The sequence below is a fragment of the Micromonospora sp. WMMC264 genome (genome assembly GCF_027497275.1).
Taxonomy (GTDB): Bacteria; Actinomycetota; Actinomycetes; order Mycobacteriales; family Micromonosporaceae; genus Micromonospora; species Micromonospora chalcea.
In genome coordinates, this window is record NZ_CP114907.1 from 1,871,176 (window position 1) to 1,894,446 (window position 23,271).

Consider the following 23,271-nt stretch of genomic DNA (forward strand, 5'->3'; position numbering starts at 1 on the left):
CGTTCACCGGCCGCAGCCGCTCACGCCCGGCTCCACCGCTGGTTGGCGTTGCCGTGGCAGGTCCAGACGATCACCCGGGTGCCGTTGGCGGTGCCCGCGTTGTCGACGTCCAGGCACAGCGACGGGAAGCGCCCGTTGCTCACCGTGCCGTTGCCGTTGATGGTCCACTGCTGGTTGGTGCCGCCGTTGCAGTCCCAGATCTGCACCCGGGTGCCGGCGGTCGCGTTCGTCGGCACGTCCAGGCACTTGCCGAGCACCTGCAACGCCTGCCCGTTGGCGGTGAACTGCTGGTTGGCATTGTTGTGACAGTCCCAGATCAGCGTGCCGGTGCCGTTGGCGGTGCCGGCGTTGTCGACGTCGAGGCACCGGCCGGACGACTCGCTGCGCAGCCGGAACGTGGTCGGGACCGGTGGCGGGGTCGTGGTGCCGCCGCCGCTGACCCGGTAGACCACGGTGCCGTGCGCGGGGACGCTGGCGGAGATCGCGCCGGTGCTGGTGGAGGTGGCGTCGGTCCAGGCGTCGCGCAGCGTGAACGAGCTGCCGCTCTTGCCGATCGCCGCCGCCGTGGTGGAGACGGTGGTGGTCGAGCTGCCCTGGTTGAACAGGGCGACCGCCACGTCTCCGTTGGCCAGCGGCTTGGCCAGCACCCGCCGGGTGCCGTCGAAGGAGACCTGGACCGCCTGGCGGCCGAGCGTGTCCTGGTTGATCGCGACCAGGTTGGCGTTGCGCAGGATCGCCAGCGTGGCCGCGTTCGTCGAGCGGACGTCGTGGCCCATCATCAGCGGCGCCGCCAGCATCGACCAGAGCGCGAAGTGACTGCGCATCTCGGTGTCGTTCATGCCCCCTCGGCCGACCTCCAGCATGTCCGGGTCGTTGAAACCGCCGGGGGCGGCGTACCCGGCCAGGGGCACCGTGACGTCGACGATGTTCTGGATGCCCATCGGGTAGCCGTTGGTCTGGCCGGTGTTCCACGCGTTGGTGATGTCCTCGGTGGTCCGCCAGAGGTTCGCCACGTCGCTCCAGTTGCGCTGCGGCCCGGTCTTGGCGTGGTAGCTGTTGGGGTTGATGCTGTAGACGATCGGCCGGCCGGTGGAGGCCAGCGCGTCGCGCATGATGCCGAACCGCGCCACCTGGTCGTTTATCGTCCCGGTGCCGGAGCACCAGTCGTACTTGAGGTAGTCCACGCCCCACGCGGCGAACTGCCGCGCGTCCTGGTACTCGTGGTTGAGGCTGCCGGTGGCGCCGGGGAACGCGCCGCCGACCTGGGCGCAGGTCTTGTCCAGCGGCACCTGGTAGATGCCGAACAGCAGGCCACGGGCGTGCAGGTAGTCACCGAGCGCCTTCATTCCGCTGGGGAACCGTTGCGGGTGCGCCTGGAGGTTGCCCTGCGCGTCCCGGTTCGGGTTGAACCAGCAGTCGTCCACGACGACGTACTTGTACCCGAGGTCGCGCAGTCCGTTGGCGACGATCGCGTCGGCGGTCTGCTGGATGAGGGTCTCGTTGATGTTGCAGCCGAACGTGTTCCAGGTGTTCCACCCCATCGGCGGCGTACGGGCGACGCCGTTGTCCAGCGCCCGGGCCGGGCGTGGGGCGACTGCCCCGTCGGTGACGGTGGCTGCGAGCGCCACCGCCGCGACACCCAGGACGGCGAGCGTCCGTCGGGTCCATCTGCGCACTGGGTCCTCCTCGGTGGCCGGGCGCCGTCCGTGCCGGTACCCGGAAGGGAGCGGCCCGCCGGTCGCACGGCGTCGCCCGTGGTCCACGGGGACGGACGCGGCACGGTAGTTCCACCAGGGCCGGTCGGTGCCGGCGGGCGCTCGTGGGTGGTGGGGTTCCGGCGGTCGACGGGGTCGCCGTCCGTCGCCGCCCGGCTGCGGCGCCGGGGTTTCCCGGACAGCGGCGCCACAGTGTGTGGGGATGGCGAAATGTTATCGCTGACATCAAACACTGTAAATAGCCTGGCGACCCTCGGGCGGCTTGCGGCGGCCTGCTGCCGAGGGTGCCGCGGCGAGAAAAAGAGCCGCTGAGCGGCCTTCTGGGCGGCCCCGCGGCGGCATCTGGGCCCTCGGGCCGGGGGAATCGGGAACGCCGAGAGAATTTCCGGAAGTTCCATCGATTGTTGTCGCTAACAGGCCGTCTACCCGAGGTTCGACCGCGCCGTCGGCGTGGATCTCCCGGCCGGCGGCCGGGCCGGTCCGCGCGGGGCGGAGGACGCCGGTTCCGGGCGCCGCCGCTCGTTACGTAGCTGTTGCCCGGACGTGTCTTGACGGATGTGTATGTGAGCGCTAACACTAACTCCGTGACACGGCGGAGGTGCAAATGAGCGAAGTGGACGCGACCGACCGGTACGTGATCGGGGTCGACTTCGGCACGTTGTCCGGCCGGGCGTTGGTGGTCCGGGTCCGCGACGGCGCTGAACTCGGCACCGCGGTGCACGACTACCGGCACGGGGTCATCGAGACCGCGCTGCCCGACGACGGCCCGGCGTTGCCGCCGGACTGGGCGCTGCAGGACCCCGACGACTACCGCGACGTGCTGCGCCACGCCGTACCGGCAGCGCTCTCGGCGGCCGGCGTGGACCCGGCACTGGTGGTCGGGATCGGCATCGACTTCACCGCCTGCACGGTCCTGCCGACGCTCGCCGACGGCACGCCGCTGTGCGAGATCCCGGAGCTGCGCCACCGGCCGCACGCCTGGGTCAAGCTCTGGAAGCACCACGCCGCGCAGCCGCACGCCGACCGGATCAACGCGCTGGCGCACGAACGCGGCGAGCCGTGGATCGGCCGCTACGGCGGCAAGATCTCGGCGGAGTGGCAGTTCGCCAAGGGGCTGCAGATCCTGGACGAGGACCCGGAGATCTACCGGCGCGCCGATCGTTTCATCGAGGCGGCCGACTGGATCGTCTGGCAGCTGTGCGGCGTCGAGACGCGCAACGTCTGCACCGCCGGCTACAAGGGCATCCGGCAGGACGGCCGGTACCCGTCCCCGGACTACCTGGCCGCGCTCGACCCGGATTTCACCGACTTCGTCACCAAGCTGGACGGTCCGCTGCTGCCGCTGGGCGCGCGGGCCGGCGCGCTCGACGCCCGCGCCGCCGCCTGGACCGGCCTGCCCGAGGGCATCGCGGTCGCGGTCGGCAACGTCGACGCGCACGTCACCGCCGCCGCCGCCCAGGCGCTGCGGCCCGGCCGGCTGGTGGCCATCATGGGCACCTCCACCTGCCACGTGCTCAACGGCACCCACCCGGCCGAGGTGCCGGGCATGTGCGGCGTGGTCGACGGCGGCATCAGCCCCGGCGCCTGGGGCTTCGAGGCCGGGCAGAGCGGCGTGGGGGACATCTTCGGCTGGTTCGTGCGCCACGGCGCCCCGGCCGGATTCGACTCGCACGAGCGGCTCACCGAGGCCGCCGCGGCCCAGCCGGTCGGCGCGCACGGCCTGGTGGCGCTGGACTGGTGGAACGGCAACCGGTCGCTGCTGGTCAACCACGACCTGAGCGGGCTGATTGTCGGGCTGACGCTGGCCACCCGGCCGCCGGACGTCTACCGGGCGCTGCTGGAGGCCACCGCGTACGGCACCCGGATGATCGTCGAAGCGTTCGCCCAGGCCGGAGTGCCGGTCGACGACCTGGTGGTGGCCGGCGGGCTCACCTCCAACCGGCTGCTGATGCAGATCTACGCCGACGTCACGAACCGGCCGCTGAGCATCATCGGCTCCGCCCAGGGGCCGGCGCTCGGCTCGGCCATCCACGCCGCGGTCGCGGCCGGCGAGTACCAGTCGATCCACGAGGCGTCCGCCGCGATGGGACGGATCGAGGAGGCGGTCTACCGGCCCGTACCGGAGAACGTCCGGGCGTACGACGCGCTCTACGCGGAGTACCGCGCGCTGCACGACCACTTCGGCCGCGGCGCGAACGACGTCATGCTGCGCCTGCGGGCGATCCGCAACGCGGCGGTCGACGCCCGCGCCGCCGCGCCCTTGGAGGTGGTCGGATGAACAGCCAGGTCGCCGAGCTGCGCGAGACGGTGGCCCGCCTGCACCGCGAGCTGACCCGCTACGGGCTGGTGGCCTGGACCGCCGGCAACGTCTCGGCCCGCGTACCCGGTCAGGACCTGATGGTCATCAAGCCCAGCGGCGTCGACTACGACGACCTGACCGCCGAGTCCATGGTGGTCTGCGACCTGAGCGGCACTGTCGTCGACGGCGGCGGCTCGCCGTCCAGCGACACCGCCGCGCACGCCTACGTCTACCGCGCGATGCCCGAGGTCGGCGGCGTGGTGCACACCCACAGCGGCTACGCCACCGCCTGGGCGGCCCGGGGCGAGGCGATCCCGTGCTGGCTGACCGCGCAGGCCGACGAGTTCGGCGGGGAGATCCCGGTCGGGCCGTTCGCGCTGATCGGCGGCGACGACATCGGCAAGGGGATCGTCAGCACGCTGTCCGGGCACCGCTCGCCCGCGGTGCTCATGCGCAACCACGGCGTGTTCACCATCGGCCGGGACGCCCGGGCGGCGGTCAAGGCCGCCGTGATGTGCGAGGACGTCGCCCGCACCGCGCACCTGGCCCGAGCGCTCGGGCAGCCGCTGCCGATCGCGCCGGCCGACATCGACTCGCTCTACGACCGTTACCAGAACGTCTACGGCCAACGCCCGCCGGCGCCCTGACCCCGGACCGGGCGCCGCGCACCCACCCCACCACCACACCCGGACGCACCGGCTCCCCGCCGCGCGTCCGGAACATCCAACCCCGGAGGAGAACCGATGAGTACCAGGAGCACGGCCCGCAGGGTCATCGCCGCGCTCGCCGGCGTGCTGCTCGCCGGCAGCATGGCGGCCTGCGGCAACAGCGACACCGGTGGCGATTCCGGTGACGGCAACGACAAGACCGTCCTGGGTTTCTCCCAGGTGGGCGCCGAGAGCGGCTGGCGCACCGCGAACACCACCTCGATCAAGGAAGCGGCCGCCGAGGCCGGCATCGAGCTGAAGTTCGACGACGCGCAGCAGAAGCAGGAGAACCAGATCAAGGCGATCCGCAACTTCATCCAGCAGAAGGTCGACGTGATCGCCTTCTCGCCGGTGGTGGAGTCGGGCTGGGACACCGTGCTCAAGGAGGCCAAGGACGCGAAGATCCCGGTCATCCTGACCGACCGCGCGGTCGACTCGGCCGACAAGTCGCTCTACAAGACGTTCCTCGGCTCGGACTTCGTCAAGGAGGGCCGCCTCGCCGGCGAGTGGCTGGTGGAGCAGAAGAAGGCGGCGTCCGGTCCGGTCAACATCGTCGAGCTGCAGGGCACGACCGGCTCGGCCCCGGCCAACGACCGGAAGAAGGGCTTCGCCGAGGCGATCGCCGCCAACCCCAACCTGAAGATCGTCGCGTCGCAGTCGGGTGACTTCACCCGGGCCGGCGGCAAGCAGGTCATGGAGCAGTTCCTCAAGGCCAACCCGAAGATCGACGTGCTCTTCGCGCACAACGACGACATGGGCCTGGGCGCGCTCGAGGCGATCAGCGCGGCGGGCAAGACGCCCGGCAAGGACATCACCATCATCACCGTCGACGCGGTGAAGGACGGCATGCAGGCCCTCGCGGACGGCAAGTTCAACTTCATCGCCGAGTGCAGCCCGCTGCTCGGCCCGCAGCTGATGGAGCTGGTCAAGAAGGTCAAGGCCGGCGAGGAGGTCCCCGCCCGGATCGAGACCGAGGAGACCACCTTCACCCAGGAGCAGGCCAAGGAGGCACTGCCCAACCGCAAGTACTGACCCACCCCGGGGGTCGCCGTCGCGAGACGGCGGCCCCCGTGCCACCACCGTCTAGAAGAGGTCCGATGGGATGACGGGTAACCGTCCGGTCCTGACCATGACCGGCATCAGCAAGACCTTCCCCGGGGTCCGCGCGCTGCACGACGTCGACTTTCGGCTGTTCCCGGGCGAGGTCCACGCCCTGATGGGTGAGAACGGCGCCGGCAAGTCCACCCTGATCAAGGTGCTGACCGGCGTCTACGGGACCGATGCGGGCGTCATCACCCTCGACGGCGAGCAGGTCTCGTTCAGCGGGCCGATGCAGGCCGCCGCGGCCGGCGTCAGCACCGTCTACCAGGAGGTCAACCTCTGCACCAACCTGTCGGTGGCGGAGAACGTCTTCATCGGCCGCGAGCCGCGCCGGCTCGGCGCGGTGCGCTGGGGCGAGATGCGCCGGCGGGCGCGCGACCTGCTGGCCCGGCTCGACCTCGACCTCGACGTCTCCGCGCCGCTGGGCACGTACTCGCTCGCGGTGCAGCAGATGGTCGCCATCGCCCGGGCGATCGACGTGCAGGCCCGGGTGCTGATCCTGGACGAGCCGACGTCCAGCCTGGACGCCGGCGAGGTGGCGCAGCTGTTCCGGATCATGCGCCAGCTCCGTGACGAGGGCATCGCGATCCTGTTCGTCACGCACTTCCTCGACCAGGTCTACGGCATCGCGGACCGCATCACGGTGTTGCGCAACGGCACGCTGGTGGGGGAGTACCGCACCGAGGAGCTGCCGCAGTTCAGCCTGGTCGAGAAGATGATCGGGCAGGAGCTGGACGTGCTGGAGCGGCTCGACGAGCAGCAGAAACGCGCCACCGTCGACACCGCGGACGAGGCCCCGCTGGTGGACGCCGACGGGCTGGGCCGGCGTGGCGCGGTCGCCCCGTTCAGTCTGCGCATCCACGCCGGTGAGGTGGTCGGCCTGGCCGGACTGCTCGGCTCCGGCCGTACCGAGGTGGCGCGGCTGATCTTCGGCGCGGACCGGGCCGACCACGGCCAGGTCCGGCTCGACGGCGGCCGGGCGCCGGTGCGCAACCCGATCCAGGCCATCGGCCAGGGCGTCGGCTTCTGCTCGGAGAACCGGCGGGCCGAGGGCATCGTCCCGGAGCTGACGGTCCGGGAGAACATGATCCTGGCGATGCAGGCCGCGCGCGGCTGGCTGCGTCCGATCCCGCGCCGCCGCCAGGACGAGCTGGTCCGCAGGTACGTCGAGGCGCTGAGCATCCGCCCGGCCAACCCGGAACTGCCGGTGCGCAACCTGTCCGGCGGCAATCAGCAGAAGGTGCTGCTGGCCCGCTGGCTCATCACCGAGCCGCGCCTGCTCATCCTGGACGAGCCGACCCGCGGCATCGACGTGGGCGCGAAGGCCGAGATCCAGAAGCTGGTGGTGCAGCTCTCCGACGGCGGCATGGCGGTGCTGTTCATCTCCGCCGAGCTGGAGGAGGTGCTGCGCCTGAGCCACCGGGTCGCGGTCATGCGCGACCGCGAGATGGTCGCCCAGCTCGACAACGACGACACGCTCGACGCCGACCGCGTCATGCGCACCATCGCCAGCGGCACCACGCGGAAGGAGGTGACCCGATGACCGCCGTCGCCGCCCGCCTCCGCCCGCTCACCGGCCACCGCCTGTTCTGGCCGGCGCTGGTGCTCGTGGTGATGCTCGCCGCGAACACCGTCTACCGTCCCGGCTTCCTCGCCGTCGAGGTCAAGAACGGCCACCTGTACGGCACGCCCATCGACATCCTGCGGCTGAGCGCGCCGCTGATCCTGGTCGCGCTCGGGATGACGCTCGTCATCGCCACCGGCGGCATCGACCTGTCCGTCGGGTCGCTCTGCGCCATCAGCGGCGCGATCGCCTGCCTGCACATCAGCGGGGCGGCCGACCAGAACAGCCCGGCCACGGTGGCCACCGCGCTGGCGCTGGCCTTCGGCGCCGCGCTGGTGCTCGGCGCGTGGAACGGCGTGCTCGTGGCGGTCATCGGCATCCAGCCGATCATCGCCACGCTGATCCTCATGGTGGCCGGCCGGGGCATCGCCCAGCTGGTCACCGAGGGGCAGATCATCACGATCAACTCCGGGCCGTACCGGGCGATCGGGCTCGGGCACTTCCTGACGCTGCCGCTGGCCATCCTGATCGCGCTCGCCGCCGCGCTGCTGGTGGCCGCGTTCACCCGGCGTACCGCGCTCGGCCTGATCGTCGAGTCGGTCGGCGGTAACGCCGAGGCCAGCCGGCTGGCCGGCATCCGGTCGCGGCGCATCGTCTTCCTCGTCTACGTGATCAGCGCCGCCTGCGCCGCGCTCGCCGGCTTCATGGTCACCGCGAACGTGTCCAGCGCCGACGGCAACGCCGCCGGTCTGTGGATCGAGCTCGACGCGATCCTGGCGGTCGTGATCGGCGGCACGTCGCTCGCCGGGGGCCGGTTCTCCCTCGGCGGCACCGTCCTCGGCGCGCTGATCATCCAGACCCTGACCACCACCGTGTACGCCATGAACATCTCGCCGCAGACGTCGCTGCTGTTCAAGGCGGTCGTCGTCATCGCCGTCTGCCTCGTGCAGGCCCCGGCGTTCCGCGCCCGGCTGCGCCGGCGGCGGCGCGGGACCGAGCCCGGGCCGGCGGCGCCGCAGCGGGAGAAGGAGCAGGTGCCGGCATGAGCAGCACGTCGTTGACCACCGGCCGCTCCTGGCGGCCCAGCCTGCCCCGGCGGCACGTCCCGGTGCTGGCGACGCTCGCCCTGCTGCTCGTCATGTACGGCATCGGCGTGTCCCAGTACCGCGCGTTCTCCAACATCCAGGTCGTCTTCAACGTCTTCATCGACAACGGCTTCCTGCTCGTGGTCGCGGTCGGCATGACGTTCGTGATCCTCACCGGCGGCATCGACCTGTCCGTCGGCTCGGTGGTCGCGATGACCGCGATGGTGTCGGCGTCGCTGCTGCGCGACGGCCTGCCCGCGGCGCTGGTGCTGGTCATCGCGCTGCTGATCGGCCCGACGCTGGGCTTCCTGATGGGCTGCGCGATCCACTTCTTCGAGATCCAGCCGTTCATCGTCACACTCGCCGGGATGTTCTTCGCCCGCGGCATGTGCACGTTCATCAGCGACTCCTCGATCTCCATCACCGACGGCTTCTGGACGTCGATGTCGCAGCAGCGCATCGGCGACCCGGCCGGCAACTTCGTCTCGATCAGTGTGCTCATCGCGTTCGCGGTGGTGCTGATCGCGGCGTACGTGCTGGCGTACACCCGGTTCGGCCGCAACGTGTACGCGGTCGGCGGCAACGCGCAGTCGGCGCTGCTGATGGGCCTGCCGGTGGCGCGGACCCGGATCGCCGTCTACACGATCAGCGGGCTCTGCTCGGCCATCGGCGGCATCCTGCTGTCGTTCTACACGCTCTCCGGCGCGCCGCTGATCGCCGTCGGGATGGAGCTGGACGTGATCGCGGCTGTGGTGATCGGCGGCACCGTGCTCACCGGCGGTTCCGGGTACGTCTTCGGCACCGTGCTCGGCGTGCTGGTGCTCGGCGTGATCCAGACCCTGATCACGTTCGACGGCAGCCTCAACTCCTGGTGGACCAAGATCGTGATCGGCGGGCTGCTCTTCGCGTTCATCCTCCTCCAGCGCCTCATCGGCATCCGGTTCAAGTGACGGTTCCTAGCGCGGAAGGCAACAACATGGCAACTCACCCCCAGCCCGAGGTCTGGTTCCTCACCGGCAGCCAGGGCCTCTACGGCGAGGACACCCTGCGGCAGGTCGCCGAGCAGTCCCGGCAGATCGCCGCGCGCCTGGACTCCTCGCCGGACATCCCCGTCCGCGTGGTCTGGAAGCCGGTCCTCACCTCCAGCGCGGACATCCTGGCGGTGTGCCGGGACGCGGCCGTGCAGGGCGCGGTCGGGGTGATCGCCTGGATGCACACGTTCTCCCCGGCCAAGATGTGGATCGCCGGGCTGGACGCGCTACGGACGCCGCTGCTGCACCTGCACACGCAGGCGAACGTGGCGCTGCCGTGGGACGAGATCGACATGGACTTCATGAACCTCAACCAGGCCGCCCACGGCGACCGGGAGTTCGGGTTCGTCCAGACCCGGCTCGGGGTGGCCCGCAAGACCGTCGCGGGCCACGTCACCGACCCGCGCGTCGTCGGCCGGGTCGCGGCCTGGGCCCGGGCCGCCGTCGGCTGGTCGGCGCTGCGGACGCTGCGGCTGGCGCGCTTCGGCGACAACATGCGCGACGTCGCGGTCACCGAGGGGGACAAGGTCGAGGCGGAGCTGCGCTTCGGCGTATCGGTGAACACCTACGGCGTCAACGACCTCGTCGCGGCCGTCGACCAGGTGGCGGACGCGCAGGTGGACGACCTGGTCAAGGAGTACGACGACACCTTCCGGGTGGCGCCGGAGCTGCGGCCCGGCGGGGACCGGCACGACTCGCTGCGGTACGCGGCGCGCCAGGAGCTGGGCCTGCGCGCGTTCCTGGAGGCCGGCGGGTTCCGGGCGTTCACCACGAACTTCGAGGACCTCGGCGGGCTGCGCCAGCTTCCCGGCATCGCGGTGCAGCGCCTGATGGCCGACGGCTACGGCTTCGGCGGCGAGGGCGACTGGAAGACCTCGGTGCTGGTGCACACGCTCAAGGCGATGGCCGTCGGGGTGCCGGGCGGCACCTCGTTCATGGAGGACTACACCTACGACCTGACGTTCGGCCAGGAGCTGATCCTCGGCGCGCACATGCTGGAGGTGTGCCCGAGCATCGCCGCCGACGTGCCGAGCGCGCAGGTGCATCCGCTGAGCATCGGCGGGCGGGAGGACCCGGTGCGCCTGGTCTTCGACGCCGCGCCCGGCCCGGCCGTGGTGCTGGGCATGGCGGACATGGGGGAGCGGTTCCGGCTGGTGGCCAACGCGGTGGACGTGGTGCCGCCGCCGCACCCGCTGCGCCGGCTGCCGGTGGCGCGCGCGGTCTGGCGTCCGCAGCCCGACCTGGCCGGCTCGGCGGAGGCGTGGATCACCGCGGGCGCGCCGCACCACACCGTGCTCTCCCAGGCCGTCGGCGTGGAGGAGCTGCGTGACCTGGCGGCGATGGCCCGGACCGAGCTGGTGGTCATCGACGCGGAGACGCGCCCGCACCGCTTCGCCGACGAGCTGCGCTGGAACCAGGCGTACTACCGGCTCGCCCGGGGCTTCTGAGCCCCCTCGCCGCCCGCCGCGCCGACCCCGCGTGGCGGGCGGCGTGTTACGCCTTGACGAACGCCATGTTATCGCTCACAGTCGATGGATAGGGTCACCGGCACCGCTCGCGGGCCGTTCCGGGCGCGATCTGCGCCGCAGTTGCCAGGGATCCGACTCCCGCCTGGGTGGGCATCGCTGTTAGCGATAACGCCGACGTCGTCGGCGCGCGTCGCCGTGCCCGGGCTCCGGTCGACGAAGGAGGATCATGGTGACGGCTCGACTGTCCCGTGGACGTGGACGCCTGTCCCGGCTGCTGGCCGGGGTGGTGGCGCTGCTTGTCGGTGGCGTGGTGGTGGGCGCCGTGCCCGCGCCCGTCTCCGCGGCCACCGTGGACACCAGCGCGTACTACGTGCTGGTGAACCGCAACAGCGGCAAGGCGCTGGACCTGTACAACCAGGCGACGAACGACGGCGCGCGGATCACCCAGTGGACGCGCAACGACGGCGCCTGGCAGCAGTGGCAGTTCGTGGACTCCGGCGGTGGCTACTACCGGCTGCGCTCCCGGCACTCGGGCAAGGTGCTGGACGTGACCGGCGCGTCCACCGCCAACGGGGCCGCGGTGGTCCAGTGGACCGACCACGGCGGCACCAACCAGCAGTTCCGGCTGGCCGACTCCGACAGCGGGTACGTCCGGCTGATCAACCGGAACTCGAACAAGGTGATGGAGGTGCAGAACGCCTCCACCGCCGACGGCGGCAACATCGTCCAGTACGACGACTGGAACGGCGCGAACCAGCAGTGGCAGCTGGTGCGGGTCGGCGGCAACCCGGGTGACCCGGGCACGCCGAGCGGCAACTTCACCAACCCGGCGGTCTGGCAGGACTTCGCCGACGTCGACATCATCCGGGTCGGCGACGTCTACTACATGTCCGCCTCCACCATGCACTACTCGCCCGGCGCGCCGGTGCTGCGCTCCTGGGACCTGGTGAACTGGGAGTTCGCCGGGCACTCGGTGCCGCGGCTGGAGTTCGGCACCAAGTACGACCTGAGCGCCAGCGAGCAGGCGTACGTGGACGGCATCTGGGCGTCGACGCTGAACTACCGGCCGAGCAACCGCACGTTCTACTGGGCCGGGTGCATCGATTTCGCGCAGACCCACATCTACACCGCCACCGCCGTGGACGGCGCGTGGAGCCGCCTTGCCACCATCCCCAACTGCTACTACGACGCCGGCATGCTGATCGACGACAACGACACCATGTACGTCGCGTACGGCAACGGCACGATCAGCGTGGCCCAGCTCTCCGCCGACGGGCGCAGCCAGGTGCGGGCGCAGCAGGTCTACCAGACGCCGTCGAGCATCGGCACGCTGGAGGGGGCGCGCTTCTACAAGCGCAACGGCGCGTACTACATCTGGCTGACCCGGCCGGCCAACGGCCAGTACGTGCTGAAGTCCACGAACGGCCCGTTCGGCCCGTACGAGCAGCGGCAGGTGCTGCTGAACCTGCCCGGCCCGATCTCCGGTGGCGGCGTGCCGCACCAGGGCGGGCTGGTGCAGACGCAGACCGGCGCCTGGTACTACATGGCATTCACCGACGCCTACCCGGGCGGCCGGATGCCGACGCTGGCGCCGATCACCTGGACCTCCGACGGCTGGCCGCAGCTGCAGACCGTCAACGGGGCCTGGGGCGCGAGCTACCCCAACCCGCTGCCGACCCGCCCGGTCAAGCCGCTCACCGGCACCGACACGTTCTCCGGCACCACGCTCGGCCCGCAGTACGAGTGGAACCACAACCCGGACAACAGCAGGTGGTCGGTGAACAACGGCCTGCGCCTGCAGACCGCCACCGTCACGAACGACCTGTACCGGGCCCGCAACACGCTCACCCACCGCATCCAGGGTCCGACCTCGACCGGCACCATCGAGCTGGACTACTCGACCATGCGCGACGGTGACCGGGCCGGCCTGGCGATGCTGCGGGACAGTTCGGCCTGGATCGGCGTACGGCGGGACAACGGCGCGACCCGGGTGGTGATGACAAACGGTCTGACCATGGGCTCGAACTGGAACACCACGAGCACCGGCACGGAGATCGCCAGCGCGGCGGTGTCCGGCGGGCGGATCTGGTTGCGGGCCAACGCCGACATCCGCCCCGGCTCCGGACGGCAGGCGCGGTTCTCCTACAGCACCGACGGGGTGAACTTCGTGTCGCTGGGCAACGCGCTGACGCTCAACAACGCGTGGCAGTTCTTCATGGGCTACCGGTTCGGCTTCTTCAACTACGCCACGCAATCGCTTGGCGGTTCGGTGACGGTGCGGCAGTTCTCGCTGACGACACCGTGACAACGGTCACCATTCGCGGCCGTTGACACATCTTCATAGCCCGGGGTGCGGCTCCGGCAATCGCCGGAAATGCCGCACCCCGGGCCCAATTCCACCCGCTCCGAGCTGCCTGTTCGTGCCGCTGCGCAACGGAAGGGAATGAGCCGCCTGCCGATTCCGCGATAATCGGCGCGCCACGGTGGGAACGGTCGATCTGCGGTAGCGATACCGATGGGACCGCTGGCGTAGACTGTCGCCACCCGGGACGGTCCGGTCGAGATCGACCGGGTGTGGCCGCCGCGGGCAGTGGCGAAAGTGAGGTGGCCGTGCGCGGTCCTGCGATGACGGACGTGGCTCGCCTCGCCGGGGTTTCGCACCAGACGGTCTCCCGGGTGCTCAACGGGCATCCCAACGTGCGTGAACAGACCCGGCTGCGGGTCCAGGCCGCCATCACCGAGCTCGGCTACCGGCCCAACCGCGCGGCCCGCGCGCTGGTGACCGGCCGTTCCCAGGTGATCGGCGTGGTCGCGCAGAACACCACGCTGTACGGCCCGGCGTCGCTGCTGGCCGCGCTGGAGCAGACCGCCGCCGAGGCGGGTTTCGCGGTGAGCGTCGGCAGCGTCCGCGACCTCGACCACCGTTCCATCTCGGCGGCGGTGGAGCGGCACCTGGCGCACCGGGTGGCCGGCATAGTGGTGATCGCGCCGGTCGAGTCGGCCGGGGAGGCGCTGGAACGGCTGCCCCACGACGTGCCGCTGGTGACAGTCGACGGCGACCCCCGGCGGCCGATCCCGCTGGTCACCGTCGACCAGGTCGCCGGCGCCCGGGCCGCCACCGAGCACCTTCTCGCCGCCGGGCACCGCACCGTCTGGCACGTGTCCGGCCCGTCGGACTGGTTCGACAGCGCCGGCCGGATCGAGGGGTGGCGCGAGGCGTTGCGGCAGGCGGGCGCCGAGGTTCCGCCGCTGGTCCCGGCGGACTGGTCCGCTGCCGCGGGTTACCGGTGCGGGCAGATGCTGGCCCGGATGCCGGAGGTCACCGCGGTCTTCACGGCGAACGACCACCTGGCGCTCGGCGTGCTGCGCGCGTTGCACGAGCACGGCCGCCGCGTACCGGACGACATCAGCGTCGTCGGGTTCGACGACGTGCCCGAGGCGGCGTACTTCATTCCGCCGCTGACCACGGTGCGGCCCGACTTCACGGCGGTGGCCGCGGCGAGCCTGGACCTTCTGCTGGCCCAGATCGAGTCGGAGTCGGCAGGCCCGCTGCGCCAGACCATCGCCCCGACGCTGGTCCCGCGCCGAAGCGTGGGCCCACCCCCCACCCGCTGACCCACCCGGCGCCCCACCCGCCCTCGCCGATCTTGCACTTCGCGCCCGCAGGATGTCCGGTTGGCGAACTTCGCGGGGGCCGAGAGTGCAAGATCGGCGAGCTGGGGCGGCGGGGGTGGGTGGGTCAGAGGAAGCGCCAGCGCTGGTGGGCGGCGCCGGTGTCGTCGGCGAGGACCGCCTGCGCGCCCTGGGCGCCGGAACCGCCGCTGAGACCGAGGACGCGGCCCCCGTTCGCGCACTGGATCCGGAACCAGCCGCCGCCGCCGTGCCGCAGCCGCCACCTGTGGTCGGCGGCGCCGTTGTCGGCCCACTGGACGATCCGGGCGCCGGCCGCTGTCGAGGCGCCCTCGACGCCCAGCACCTTGCCGCTGTTGCCGTTGCGCAGCCGCAGGTAGCCACTGGTGTCCACGAGCGCGGTCCAGAGGTGGTCGGCGGTCCCGGTGTCGCCCCACTGGATGACCGGCCCGCCGTCGGCGGTGGACATGTTCTGCACGCCGAGCACCAGCCCGCTGCCGAGGTTCTGGATCCGCCGCGCCCCGTTGGGCAGGAACCGCCACTGGTTGTCGAGGCTGCCGTTGTCCGGGTCCTGCACGGCGAACGCGCCCTGGGCGGTCGAGCCGCCGGAGATGCCGAGCAGCTTGCCGGTGTGCACGTTGCGCAGCTTGTGGCTGCCGTCGCCGACGTCGACGACGGTCCAGAGATGGTCGGCGGTGCCGTTGTCCGCCCACTGCAGGATCCGGGCGCCGTCGGCGGTGGACATGTTCTCCACGCCGAGCACCTTGCCGCTGTTGACGTTGCGCAGCCGTAGCGCCGACCCGTCGACCACGAGCTGCCAGTCGTGGTCGGCGGTGCCGGTGTCACCCCACTGCAGCGCGAGCCCGCCGTCTGCGGTGGACATGTTCTGGATCCCGAGCACCAGCCCGCTCGCCGCGTTCGCCAGCCGGAAACTCGCCTCGCCGCCGCCACCACTGCCCGTGCCGACCCGCCAGTAGACCGTGTAGTTGTGCCCGTGGGCGTCGTAGAACGGGCCGAGGTCGACGGTGGCGCCGTCGGCCCGGGCGGTGAACGCGAGACTGCCCGTGCCGGTACGGGTGACCGAGGCCGGGTCCAGCGTCGGCAGCGCGCTCAGCGTGGTGTTGCCGTAGTTGCCGGAGAGCACCACCGGCCCGTACGTGATCGCGGCGACCGCGGCGTCGTCGTTGGCGGCCACCGTCGCCACCCGCATCGGCAGCCGGACCGTGACCGTGTCGCCGGAGGTCCAGTCGCGGGTCAGGGCGGCGTAGCTGCCGGGCGTGGTGGCGATGCCGGCCGCGACGCCGTTGACGCTGACGCTCGCCCCGCTGGTCCACGCCGGGATCCGGATCCGCATCGTCCACGAGCCGCTCACCGAGCCGGTGACGGTCAGCGTCGTGGTGTCGCCGACCGGGTACGAGGTGGCCTGGGTGACGGTGATGCCGCGCTGGCTCCAGGTGAGCACCGAGGGCATGAACAGGTTGACGGTCAGCGTGGTGCCGTTGTGGAAGTAGATCGCGTCCGCGAGCGTGGTGTTGGTCTCCAGCCCGGTGCCCTGACAGCACCAGAAGGAGTTGTAGTCGGTGCTCCACGTGCCGCCGCCCCACGCCGGGCCGACACCGCGCCGCCCGCCCGGGTTGAGCGGGGTGAAGTACGTGACGTGACCGCGCGCGTCGGCCGGGTTCTGCTGGCCGATCATGTGGTTGAGCAGCGCGCGCTCGTAGAAGTCGACGTACGCGACCCGGTCCGGCTCGAGCTGCCACAGCTCCCGGGTCAGCTTGAGCATGTTGTACGTGTTGCACGCCTCGCACGTGTCGTTGCGCAGGTAGCCGGCGATCGCGTTCGGGGCGCGGAAGTGCTCGGCCTGGCTGTTGCCGCCGATGGCGTACGTGTGCGCGCCGACGGTGATGGCCCACGCGTTGGTGGCGATGTCCCGGTAGCGGGTGACGCCTGTGGCCTTGTACTCCCGGGCCGCGCCGATCCACTTGGGCACCTGCGTGTTGGCGTGCAGCCCGTTGAGCTGGTCGGAGTTGGCGGCGAGCGGGTTGAACACGGCGGCGTGGTCGAACCGCTGCGCGACGGTGAGCCACCGCCCGTCGCCGGTCTGCTGGTAGAGGTCGGTCAGCACCGCGTTCATGCCGCCGAACTCGGTGCCGAGCATGGCCTGCATCTGGGCCGAGGTGAGCCGGCCGGTGCGCTGGTCGACCCAGCCGGCCAGCGCCAGCAGCACGTCCCGGGCCTGGGTGCTGCCGATCAGCCGCCACACGTCCAGCAGCCCGGCCAGCGTCTTGTGGATGCAGTAGTAGGGGACGTTGCCGTTGCTGAGCGTCCGGGCCTCCAGCGCGGTGAAGTCGGACTCCGGGAAGCCGGACAGGTAGCCGGCGCTGAACCCGGCCGCGCCGTTGTTGGCCTGGCAGCGGGCCAGCTCGGCGACCATGGTGAGCGCCTTGTCCCGGCAGGTGGTGTCGCCGAGCACCGCCCACGCCTGCGCCCAGGCGGTCAGGAAGTGACCCTGCATGTGGGTGCGGAACGGGAAGTTCGGCGCGTCCCAGCCACCGTTGGCGGCGGCGCCGCCGGTGGACAGGCGGTGGTTGGCCCGGAAGTTGTAGAGCAGCCGGTTGACGTCCACGAAGCGCAGGTACGCCACTGTGCGGTTCTCGTTGTCCTGCCACCGGCTCGCGGTCAGCCGGACCTGGCCCGGGTCGAACGCGTACGCGGACACGCCGATGTCGGGGCGGGCCGGTGGCAGCGCGGCGTGCGCCGTACCGCCTGCGGTGACGGACCCGGCGGCGGCGCCGGCGGTCGCCGCGACGGCGGTGGCGCCGGTGGCGCGGAGCAGGAATCGGCGGTTCACCAGGGGAGCGGGCATGGACGGCCTCCGTGGCGGGGGACGGTGGTGGCGGGGACGGCGGTGGTGGGGAACGGCTACGCGGTGACCCGGAAGGTGGCGTCCTGCCGGTCGACCGCGGGGGAGCCGGCGCCGAGCGGGTCGATGCGCAGCCGGTAGTCGTAGTGCCGCAGGTAACGGGTGGGGTAGTTGTACGAGCGGAACGACGACCAGGTGGCGTCGGCCAGGCCGGCGGTGCGGTGGAAGGTGGCGTCGGCGCGGAACGTGGCGGTGCCGTCGTTCGGGTCCAGCCGGACCGCGTAGTCGTAGTGCCGCAGGTAGTTGCCGGGGTAGTTGACCGACTCGAACGAGACGCCGGCGGCGTCGGCCAGGCCGGGGACCATCCGCCACATCTGGTCCTGGTACGGGTCGAACGGGTACGCGTCGACGCGGGCGATCCGGTCGGCGTGCCGCACGTAGCGGTCGGGGAAGTTCGACGACTTGAGCCGGACCCAGTTCGGCGTGCCCCAGCGGTTGACCATCCCGGCGTACTCGGCGTCGGTGATGCCGATCATCGAGCCGTGTTTGGAGTTCAGCGGCGGTGTGTAGTCGCGCTGGTTCAGCGGCGTCCACGAGTTGCCGGAGATGGTCGTCGTGGACCAGGCGTAGTAGTCGTTGTTGACCGGGCTGAACGAGTCGCCCCACAGCCGCCAGCCGCCCTCGTTCGTGCGCAGCAGCAGCGGCGCCTCGATCGCGTTGCCCTGCCGCAGCCCGCTGGTGTACGTGGTGAAGCTGTTCGGCGCGGCGGTGGTGGAGCGGGCGCCGTAGAGATATCCGTCGTCGAGGTTCTTGTAGTAGAGGTACGTGGTGCCACCGTCGACCACCACGTCGCCGTCGAGCACGCCGAAGGCGGGGCTGAAGTAGACCTGCGACGCGCTGACGGTGCGGAAGTCGCTCGTGTAGTTGACGAACAGTACGTCCCGGCCGTTGTTGGCGGAGTAGACGATGGCGTACTGCCCACGGGCGGCGTCCCAGAACGCGGTCGGCGCCCAGGTGTGGGTGTCGAGCGTGTGCATCCGGATGCGCCGGTAGCCGGTGAACGCGGTCAGGTCGGCCGAGTCCCACACGTGCAGGTACTGGCTGGTCAGCCCCCAGTTGGTGCCCTTGAGGTCGGTGGCCAGCACCACGAAGGTGCCGTCGGTCCTGCGCAGCACGAACGGGTCGCGCAGGCCGAGCTGCCCGGCGGTCGGGGTGACCACCGGGTTGTTCTGGTTCAGCGGAGTCCAGTTCAGCCCGTCCCGGCTGACGGCCAGGTGCAGGCCGTAGTCGGCGCCGAGGCCGTTCGGCGTCTCGGTGAAGTAGGCCATCGCGTAGGCGGTGTTCGCCGCCGCGAACGCGCCGCGGGGCAGGCTGAGCGCGCCGGAGGCGGCGGCAGCCGCGGACAGGGCGCCGACTGTGAACGCGCGTCGGGTCAGGGGCACGACGGGGGCCTTTCTCTGCGGTGGAGATGACGGCCGCGTTAACGCTAACAATCCCCCTTAGCCTGGCGTTCATATAGCTGACTGTCAATTGATTCGCAGCGCTGACGCGAACGCCGCAGGGCGGGCCGCTCGTTCTCGCGGCCCGCCCTGCGGCGGCTGTCCGGCGCCCGGCCGGCGAAAGATCAGCGGTTGCGGTAGTGGTCGACGGCAAGCGTCCCACCGCTCAGCAGCGCCAGCGCGCCGAAGGCGGAACCGGCCCACGGGTTGCCGACGACGCTCGACAGCACCACGTTCGCGGCCACGCTCACGATGAGCACCAGCCAGAGCAGCGGGCGCATCCGGGTAATCGACGACGGGGCGGCGGCGGTCTCGGCGGTACGGTCCAGGTCGTTCACGGCTGCCTCCTCGATGATTTCTGCTACCACCGACAGTAGGGACGGGAGCGGCCGGTAACGATCCCGCCAGCACGACAGTCGTGGTACAGCAGGCTGTACTTTCCGCGCCCGGGCCTGCCGGGCGGCGACAGCGGTGACCTATCGTTTCGCCCGGGGGTGGGCCGGGATGGAGTACGTGCGGCGGCGGTTCCGCGTGGCGGTGGCCGCTCTGGAGCACCTCGTCGGCGGGCTGGGCACCGCAGTGCTGGCCCTGGGCACGCTGCTCGGGACGCTCGTCGTCGCGGCGGCGTGCGTCGGCGGGGTCGGGCTGCTGCTCGTACCCGGACTGCTGCAGGCCGTGCGGTCGGTGGCCGACCGCGAGCGCGCCCGGCTGTCCCGGTGGGGGACGCCGATACCGGCGCCCGGCCCGGTCCCGGCCGGGGTGCGCGCGGCGCTGCGCGACCCGGTGGTACGGCGGGAGCTGCGCTGGGTGGCCGTCCACGGGACGCTCGGCTTCGGGGCCGGGCTGCTCGCGCTGGTGCTGCCGATCTACGCCGTGCAGGACATGACGTTCCCGCTCTGGTACCGGCTGGTGCCGCCGGAGGCCGGCGCGCCCGGCATCGGCTGGTGGCACATCGACGGGCTCGGCGACGCGCTCGCGGTCGCCGTGCTCGGGGTCGGCTGGCTGCTTCTCGCGGTCACGACCGGCCCGGCGCTCGCGCGGATCCAGGCCCGGCCGGGCCGGCGGCTGCTGCCCCCGCCGCCCGGGTTCGACCTGTCGCTGCGCGTCGCCGAACTCACCGCCACCCGGGCCGCCGCGCTCGACGCGCACGCGGTGGAGCTGCGCCGGATCGAGCGTTCGCTGCACGACGGCACCCAGAACCGGCTGGTCGCGGTGAACGTGCTGCTCGGCGCCGCCCGGCGGGCGGTGCGCCGAGATCCGGACCGCGCCGACGAGATCCTGGAACGCGCGCAGGACGCGGCCGAGCAGGCGCTCGGCGAGCTGCGTACGGTGGTGCGCGGCATCCTGCCGCCGGTGCTCGGCGACCGGGGACTGGCCGGGGCGCTCGCCGGACTCGCGGCGGAGTGCGCGGTGCCGTGCCGCCTGTCGGTGGACGTCGACGTGCGCTGCGCGGCCTCGGTGGAGGCCACCGCGTACTTCGTGGTGGCCGAGGCGCTCACGAACGTGGTCCGGCACAGCGGCGCGGACGGCGTCGAGGTCGTCGTGCGCCGGGAACGGGACCGGCTGCTGGTGACGATCACCGACGACGGGCGCGGGGACGCCGACGAGACGCGCGGCTCGGGGCTGACCGGCATCCGCCGGCGGGTCGAGGCGTACGACGGGCGGATGACGCTCACCAGTCCACCGGGAGGACCGACGAGGATGCACGTGGAGCTGCCATGCGGATCGTGATCGCCGAGGACGACGCGCTGCTGCGCGAGGGGCTGGCGCTGCTGCTGCGCGCCGAGGACCTGGACGTGGTGGCCACCGCCGGCACGCCCGGGGAGTTCCTGACCGCTGTCGACGAGCACCGGCCGGACGTGGCGATCGTCGACGTGCGGATGCCACCCACTCACACCGACGAGGGCATCGTCGCCGCGGTCGAGGCCCGCCGCCGCCGTCCCGGCCTCGCGGTGCTGGTCCTGTCCGCGTACGTCGAGCAGGCGTTCGCCACCGAGCTGTTCGCGGTTGGCGCCTCCGGGCTCGGCTACCTGCTCAAGGAGCGGGTGGGCCGGGTCGAGGAGTTCCTCGCCGCGCTGCACCGCGTCGCGGGCGGCGGCAGCGTGATCGACCCCGAGGTGGTCGGGCAGCTGCTCGCCCGCAACCGGCGGCCGGACACCGCGCTGGCCGAGCTGTCGCCGCGTGAGCACGAGGTGCTGGCGCTGATGGCCGAAGGGCTGGGCAACGGCGCGATCGCCGAGCGGTTGTTCGTCACCGAGGGCGCTGTGCACAAGCACATCCGCAGCATCTTCGCCAAGCTGAGCCTGCCGCCGGACGACCGCGCCGACCGCCGGGTCACCGCGGTGCTGCGTTACCTCGACGACGGCCGCCGGTAGCGCACACGCACGCGCGCCGCCTCGCGGTGAGGCGGCGCGCGGACGGGTCGGCCGGATCAGCGGCGGGTGCCGCACAGGGCCGCGTCGACGGTGCTGGTGACCGCCTCCAGCATCTCCAGGCTGGTCGGCAGCGCGGTCACCGCGACCACGGCGCTGCGCCCGTCGGTGGTGGACAGGTTGCGCGTCTCGAAGCCCTGGATGTCGCCGCCGTGCCCCCAGGCGTGGCCGCCGCAGGGCAGCTCGTGCCGGGCGATGCCCAGGCCGTACTCCCACACCCCGTTGGGCTCGAAGTCGGGCGCCGGCACCGTGCGCGTCAGCGCCGCCTGCTGGGCCGGCTTGAGCAGCTTGCCCGCCAGCAGCGCCTCGAAGAACGTGCGCAGGTCCGACGGCGTGGAGACGAGCTGACCGGCGGCCCAGCCCAGCGACGGGTCCATCCGGGTCACGTCGACCCACGGCGCGCCCGGCTCCACCGCCACGTATCCGCGCGGCAGGCGGCCCGGCAGGTCCTGCTCGCCGGTCTGCGGCCAGTACGTGTCACGCAGCCGCAGCGGCTCGATGATCCGCCGGGTGATCTCCTCACCCACCGGACGCTTGGTGACCCGCTCGATGATCAGCCCGGCCAGCACGAAGTTGGTGTTGCTGTACTCCCACTTCTGACCCGGCGGGAAGCGCCGCGACTGGGTGAGCGCCTCGTCCAGCAGCCGGCGCGGGTCGAAGTAGTCGCTGCGGCGGTCCACCAGATCCTGCGCCTCGCTGAACACGACCTCGTCGTAGTCGGGCAGGCCGCTGGTCTGCTGCAGCAGCTGGCGTACGGTGATCCGCCGCCCGTCGTTGCCGTTGGCGCGCACCATCCCGGGCAGGTAGCGCTCGACGGTGGCGTCGAGGTCGATGCGGCCCTCGCCGACGAGCTGGAGAACGACCACCGCGGTGAACGTCTTGGTGTTGCTGCCCACGCGCACCCGGGCGTCGCGGGGGATCGCGGCGCCGGTGCGCAGGTCACCCACGCCCGCGGTGTAGTCGCGCACCCGGCCGTCGCGGCGTACGGAGGCCAGCACCCCGGGGAAGCCGTGCTCGGCGACCAGGCCGTCCAGTCGCGTCTGGACGGCGTCGGCGGCGGGACGCCGGGCGTCGGTGGTCGTGGCGGACGCGGCGGGCACACCGAGCGCGGTGACGGTCAGCATGGCCGTGGCGCCGACGGCGATCGGGAAGGTACGGCGGGTCATGGGAACTCCTCGACGGAGGTGAACGGGTACGGCCTCAAGCCTCGCCAGAACCGGTCCCGCGTTCCATCCCGCCAGCTACCGAGCCGGGGTAGCGCTGGCACTACTTGATCGCTCCCGGCGTCGCCGGTTAGGCTCCGCGCAGCGTCGCGTGCCGGTGGCAGACCGTGTCAGGCATGGAGGCGCCGGATCGAAGGGAGCACGACGATGACACTCGTCGTCCCTTCGCCCTCGCCACGTGGCTGAGGGCGAACAGACCAGGCTGGTGGCCTGGAGCCGGGAGATGCGCGCCGTCCACGAGCGGCTGCGCGAGGCGCTTGAGGTGACCCGGCGGGCGCTCGCCGCCGGTGAGCCGGCACGGCCCGCGACACGGGACCTGCTGCTGTTCTGCCACGGGTTCTGCGCGGCGCTGACCGCGCATCACGAGGGCGAGGACCGCAGTCTCTTCCCGGCGGTCGCGACGCGCCATCCGGAGCTGCGCGAGACGCTGGACCGGCTGCGACAGGACCACTCGATGATCGGCTACCTGCTGGCCGGGCTGGGTGCGGCGGTGGCTCGCGACGCCCCGCCCGACGAACTGGCCCGGCACCTGGAGGGCGTGGCGGCGATCATGGAGTCGCACTTCCGGTACGAGGAGCGGCAGCTGCTTTCGGTGCTGGAGACGCTGGCGCTGGACGCCGACCCGGCCGACGTCCTCGGACCGCTGTGACCCC

General features: G+C 71.8%; 17 protein-coding genes. 12 read left to right on the forward strand and 5 right to left on the reverse strand.

The annotated features are described in order from the left end of the window. Positions 1 to 20: 20 nt before the first annotated feature. On the reverse strand, positions 21 to 1,676 hold the full coding sequence (locus tag O7542_RS07630; protein ID WP_210870418.1) for a ricin-type beta-trefoil lectin domain protein: 1,656 nt from the start codon (positions 1,674 to 1,676) through the stop codon (positions 21 to 23). A 643-nt stretch (positions 1,677 to 2,319) separates the two neighbouring features. Here O7542_RS07630 and araB point away from each other — a divergent pair. The 9 genes from araB to O7542_RS07675 all read left to right on the forward strand — a co-directional run bounded on the left by araB (position 2,320) and on the right by O7542_RS07675 (position 14,586). Further along, positions 2,320 to 3,993: a ribulokinase gene (gene araB / locus O7542_RS07635; protein WP_166456019.1), complete on the forward strand. Its 1,674-nt coding sequence runs from the start codon at positions 2,320 to 2,322 to the stop codon at positions 3,991 to 3,993. Continuing rightward, positions 3,990 to 4,661: an L-ribulose-5-phosphate 4-epimerase gene (locus tag O7542_RS07640; protein ID WP_043323308.1), complete on the forward strand. Its 672-nt coding sequence runs from the start codon at positions 3,990 to 3,992 to the stop codon at positions 4,659 to 4,661. The genes araB and O7542_RS07640 overlap by 4 nt, the downstream gene beginning before the upstream one ends. Before the next feature lie 96 nt (positions 4,662 to 4,757). Next, the gene (locus tag O7542_RS07645) at positions 4,758 to 5,753 is read left to right on the forward strand and encodes an ABC transporter substrate-binding protein (protein ID WP_281605942.1); all 996 of its coding nucleotides are present in this window, start codon (positions 4,758 to 4,760) and stop codon (positions 5,751 to 5,753) included. Between the two features lie 70 nt (positions 5,754 to 5,823). Then, a complete protein-coding gene (locus O7542_RS07650; RefSeq protein WP_043323312.1) occupies positions 5,824 to 7,365 on the forward strand; it encodes a sugar ABC transporter ATP-binding protein in 1,542 nt (513 codons plus the stop codon). Continuing rightward, a complete protein-coding gene (locus tag O7542_RS07655; RefSeq protein ID WP_043323315.1) occupies positions 7,362 to 8,432 on the forward strand; it encodes an ABC transporter permease in 1,071 nt (356 codons plus the stop codon). The genes O7542_RS07650 and O7542_RS07655 overlap by 4 nt, the downstream gene beginning before the upstream one ends. Further along, positions 8,429 to 9,421 (forward strand): galactofuranose ABC transporter, permease protein YjfF, encoded by a 993-nt coding sequence (gene yjfF / locus O7542_RS07660; protein ID WP_043323316.1) that lies wholly within the window; start codon positions 8,429 to 8,431, stop codon positions 9,419 to 9,421. The genes O7542_RS07655 and yjfF overlap by 4 nt, the downstream gene beginning before the upstream one ends. Before the next feature lie 26 nt (positions 9,422 to 9,447). Further along, positions 9,448 to 10,950, forward strand: a complete 1,503-nt coding sequence (gene araA / locus O7542_RS07665; RefSeq protein ID WP_064445621.1) for an L-arabinose isomerase — start codon at positions 9,448 to 9,450, stop codon at positions 10,948 to 10,950. Between the two features lie 247 nt (positions 10,951 to 11,197). Continuing rightward, positions 11,198 to 13,276: an RICIN domain-containing protein gene (locus tag O7542_RS07670; protein ID WP_247660666.1), complete on the forward strand. Its 2,079-nt coding sequence runs from the start codon at positions 11,198 to 11,200 to the stop codon at positions 13,274 to 13,276. Positions 13,277 to 13,596: 320 nt separating this feature from the next. Further along, on the forward strand, positions 13,597 to 14,586 hold the full coding sequence (locus O7542_RS07675; protein WP_176722811.1) for a LacI family DNA-binding transcriptional regulator: 990 nt from the start codon (positions 13,597 to 13,599) through the stop codon (positions 14,584 to 14,586). Between the two features lie 124 nt (positions 14,587 to 14,710). Here the strand turns inward: O7542_RS07675 and O7542_RS07680 are convergent, their stop codons facing one another. The 3 genes from O7542_RS07680 to O7542_RS07690 all read right to left on the reverse strand — a co-directional run bounded on the left by O7542_RS07680 (position 14,711) and on the right by O7542_RS07690 (position 19,301). Next, positions 14,711 to 17,467, reverse strand: a complete 2,757-nt coding sequence (locus tag O7542_RS07680) for a beta-L-arabinofuranosidase domain-containing protein (protein WP_281605943.1) — start codon at positions 17,465 to 17,467, stop codon at positions 14,711 to 14,713. 56 nt (positions 17,468 to 17,523) lie between these two features. Continuing rightward, positions 17,524 to 18,906, reverse strand: coding sequence for a glycoside hydrolase family 43 protein (locus O7542_RS07685; protein ID WP_281605944.1), 1,383 nt, complete (start codon positions 18,904 to 18,906; stop codon positions 17,524 to 17,526). 182 nt (positions 18,907 to 19,088) lie between these two features. Beyond that, positions 19,089 to 19,301 (reverse strand): hypothetical protein, encoded by a 213-nt coding sequence (locus O7542_RS07690; RefSeq protein WP_043323325.1) that lies wholly within the window; start codon positions 19,299 to 19,301, stop codon positions 19,089 to 19,091. Positions 19,302 to 19,467: 166 nt separating this feature from the next. On the opposite strand from O7542_RS07690, the gene O7542_RS07695 reads away from it, so the two are divergent. Then, on the forward strand, positions 19,468 to 20,694 hold the full coding sequence (locus O7542_RS07695) for a sensor histidine kinase (RefSeq protein ID WP_043323327.1): 1,227 nt from the start codon (positions 19,468 to 19,470) through the stop codon (positions 20,692 to 20,694). Further along, complete coding sequence (locus O7542_RS07700) at positions 20,682 to 21,338, forward strand: response regulator transcription factor (protein WP_030499160.1); 657 nt, start codon at positions 20,682 to 20,684, stop codon at positions 21,336 to 21,338. Before O7542_RS07695 ends, O7542_RS07700 begins: the two co-directional genes overlap by 13 nt. A gap of 56 nt (positions 21,339 to 21,394) precedes the next feature. On the opposite strand, the gene O7542_RS07705 is transcribed toward O7542_RS07700, so the two are convergent. After that, positions 21,395 to 22,561 carry a serine hydrolase domain-containing protein gene (locus tag O7542_RS07705; RefSeq protein WP_113972952.1) on the reverse strand — a complete coding sequence of 389 codons (1,167 nt, stop codon included), beginning with the start codon at positions 22,559 to 22,561 and terminating at the stop codon, positions 21,395 to 21,397. A gap of 235 nt (positions 22,562 to 22,796) precedes the next feature. On the opposite strand from O7542_RS07705, the gene O7542_RS07710 reads away from it, so the two are divergent. Continuing rightward, a complete protein-coding gene (locus tag O7542_RS07710) occupies positions 22,797 to 23,267 on the forward strand; it encodes a hemerythrin domain-containing protein (protein WP_064445625.1) in 471 nt (156 codons plus the stop codon). Positions 23,268 to 23,271 lie beyond the last annotated feature (4 nt).

What these genes read in the sequence shown, in the direction of transcription:
- O7542_RS07650 (WP_043323312.1), top strand. Translation starts at nt 5,824, where the DNA reads ATGACGGGTAACCGTCCGGTCCTGACCATGACCGGCATCAGCAAGACC.
- O7542_RS07705 (WP_113972952.1), bottom strand. Translation starts at nt 22,561, where the DNA reads ATGACCCGCCGTACCTTCCCGATCGCCGTCGGCGCCACGGCCATGCTG.
- araB (WP_166456019.1), top strand. Translation starts at nt 2,320, where the DNA reads ATGAGCGAAGTGGACGCGACCGACCGGTACGTGATCGGGGTCGACTTC.
- O7542_RS07700 (WP_030499160.1), top strand. Translation starts at nt 20,682, where the DNA reads ATGCGGATCGTGATCGCCGAGGACGACGCGCTGCTGCGCGAGGGGCTG.
- O7542_RS07675 (WP_176722811.1), top strand. Translation starts at nt 13,597, where the DNA reads ATGACGGACGTGGCTCGCCTCGCCGGGGTTTCGCACCAGACGGTCTCC.
- O7542_RS07670 (WP_247660666.1), top strand. Translation starts at nt 11,198, where the DNA reads ATGGTGACGGCTCGACTGTCCCGTGGACGTGGACGCCTGTCCCGGCTG.
- yjfF (WP_043323316.1), top strand. Translation starts at nt 8,429, where the DNA reads ATGAGCAGCACGTCGTTGACCACCGGCCGCTCCTGGCGGCCCAGCCTG.
- O7542_RS07680 (WP_281605943.1), bottom strand. Translation starts at nt 17,467, where the DNA reads ATGCCCGCTCCCCTGGTGAACCGCCGATTCCTGCTCCGCGCCACCGGC.
- O7542_RS07655 (WP_043323315.1), top strand. Translation starts at nt 7,362, where the DNA reads ATGACCGCCGTCGCCGCCCGCCTCCGCCCGCTCACCGGCCACCGCCTG.
- O7542_RS07645 (WP_281605942.1), top strand. Translation starts at nt 4,758, where the DNA reads ATGAGTACCAGGAGCACGGCCCGCAGGGTCATCGCCGCGCTCGCCGGC.
- O7542_RS07640 (WP_043323308.1), top strand. Translation starts at nt 3,990, where the DNA reads ATGAACAGCCAGGTCGCCGAGCTGCGCGAGACGGTGGCCCGCCTGCAC.
- araA (WP_064445621.1), top strand. Translation starts at nt 9,448, where the DNA reads ATGGCAACTCACCCCCAGCCCGAGGTCTGGTTCCTCACCGGCAGCCAG.
- O7542_RS07695 (WP_043323327.1), top strand. Translation starts at nt 19,468, where the DNA reads ATGGAGTACGTGCGGCGGCGGTTCCGCGTGGCGGTGGCCGCTCTGGAG.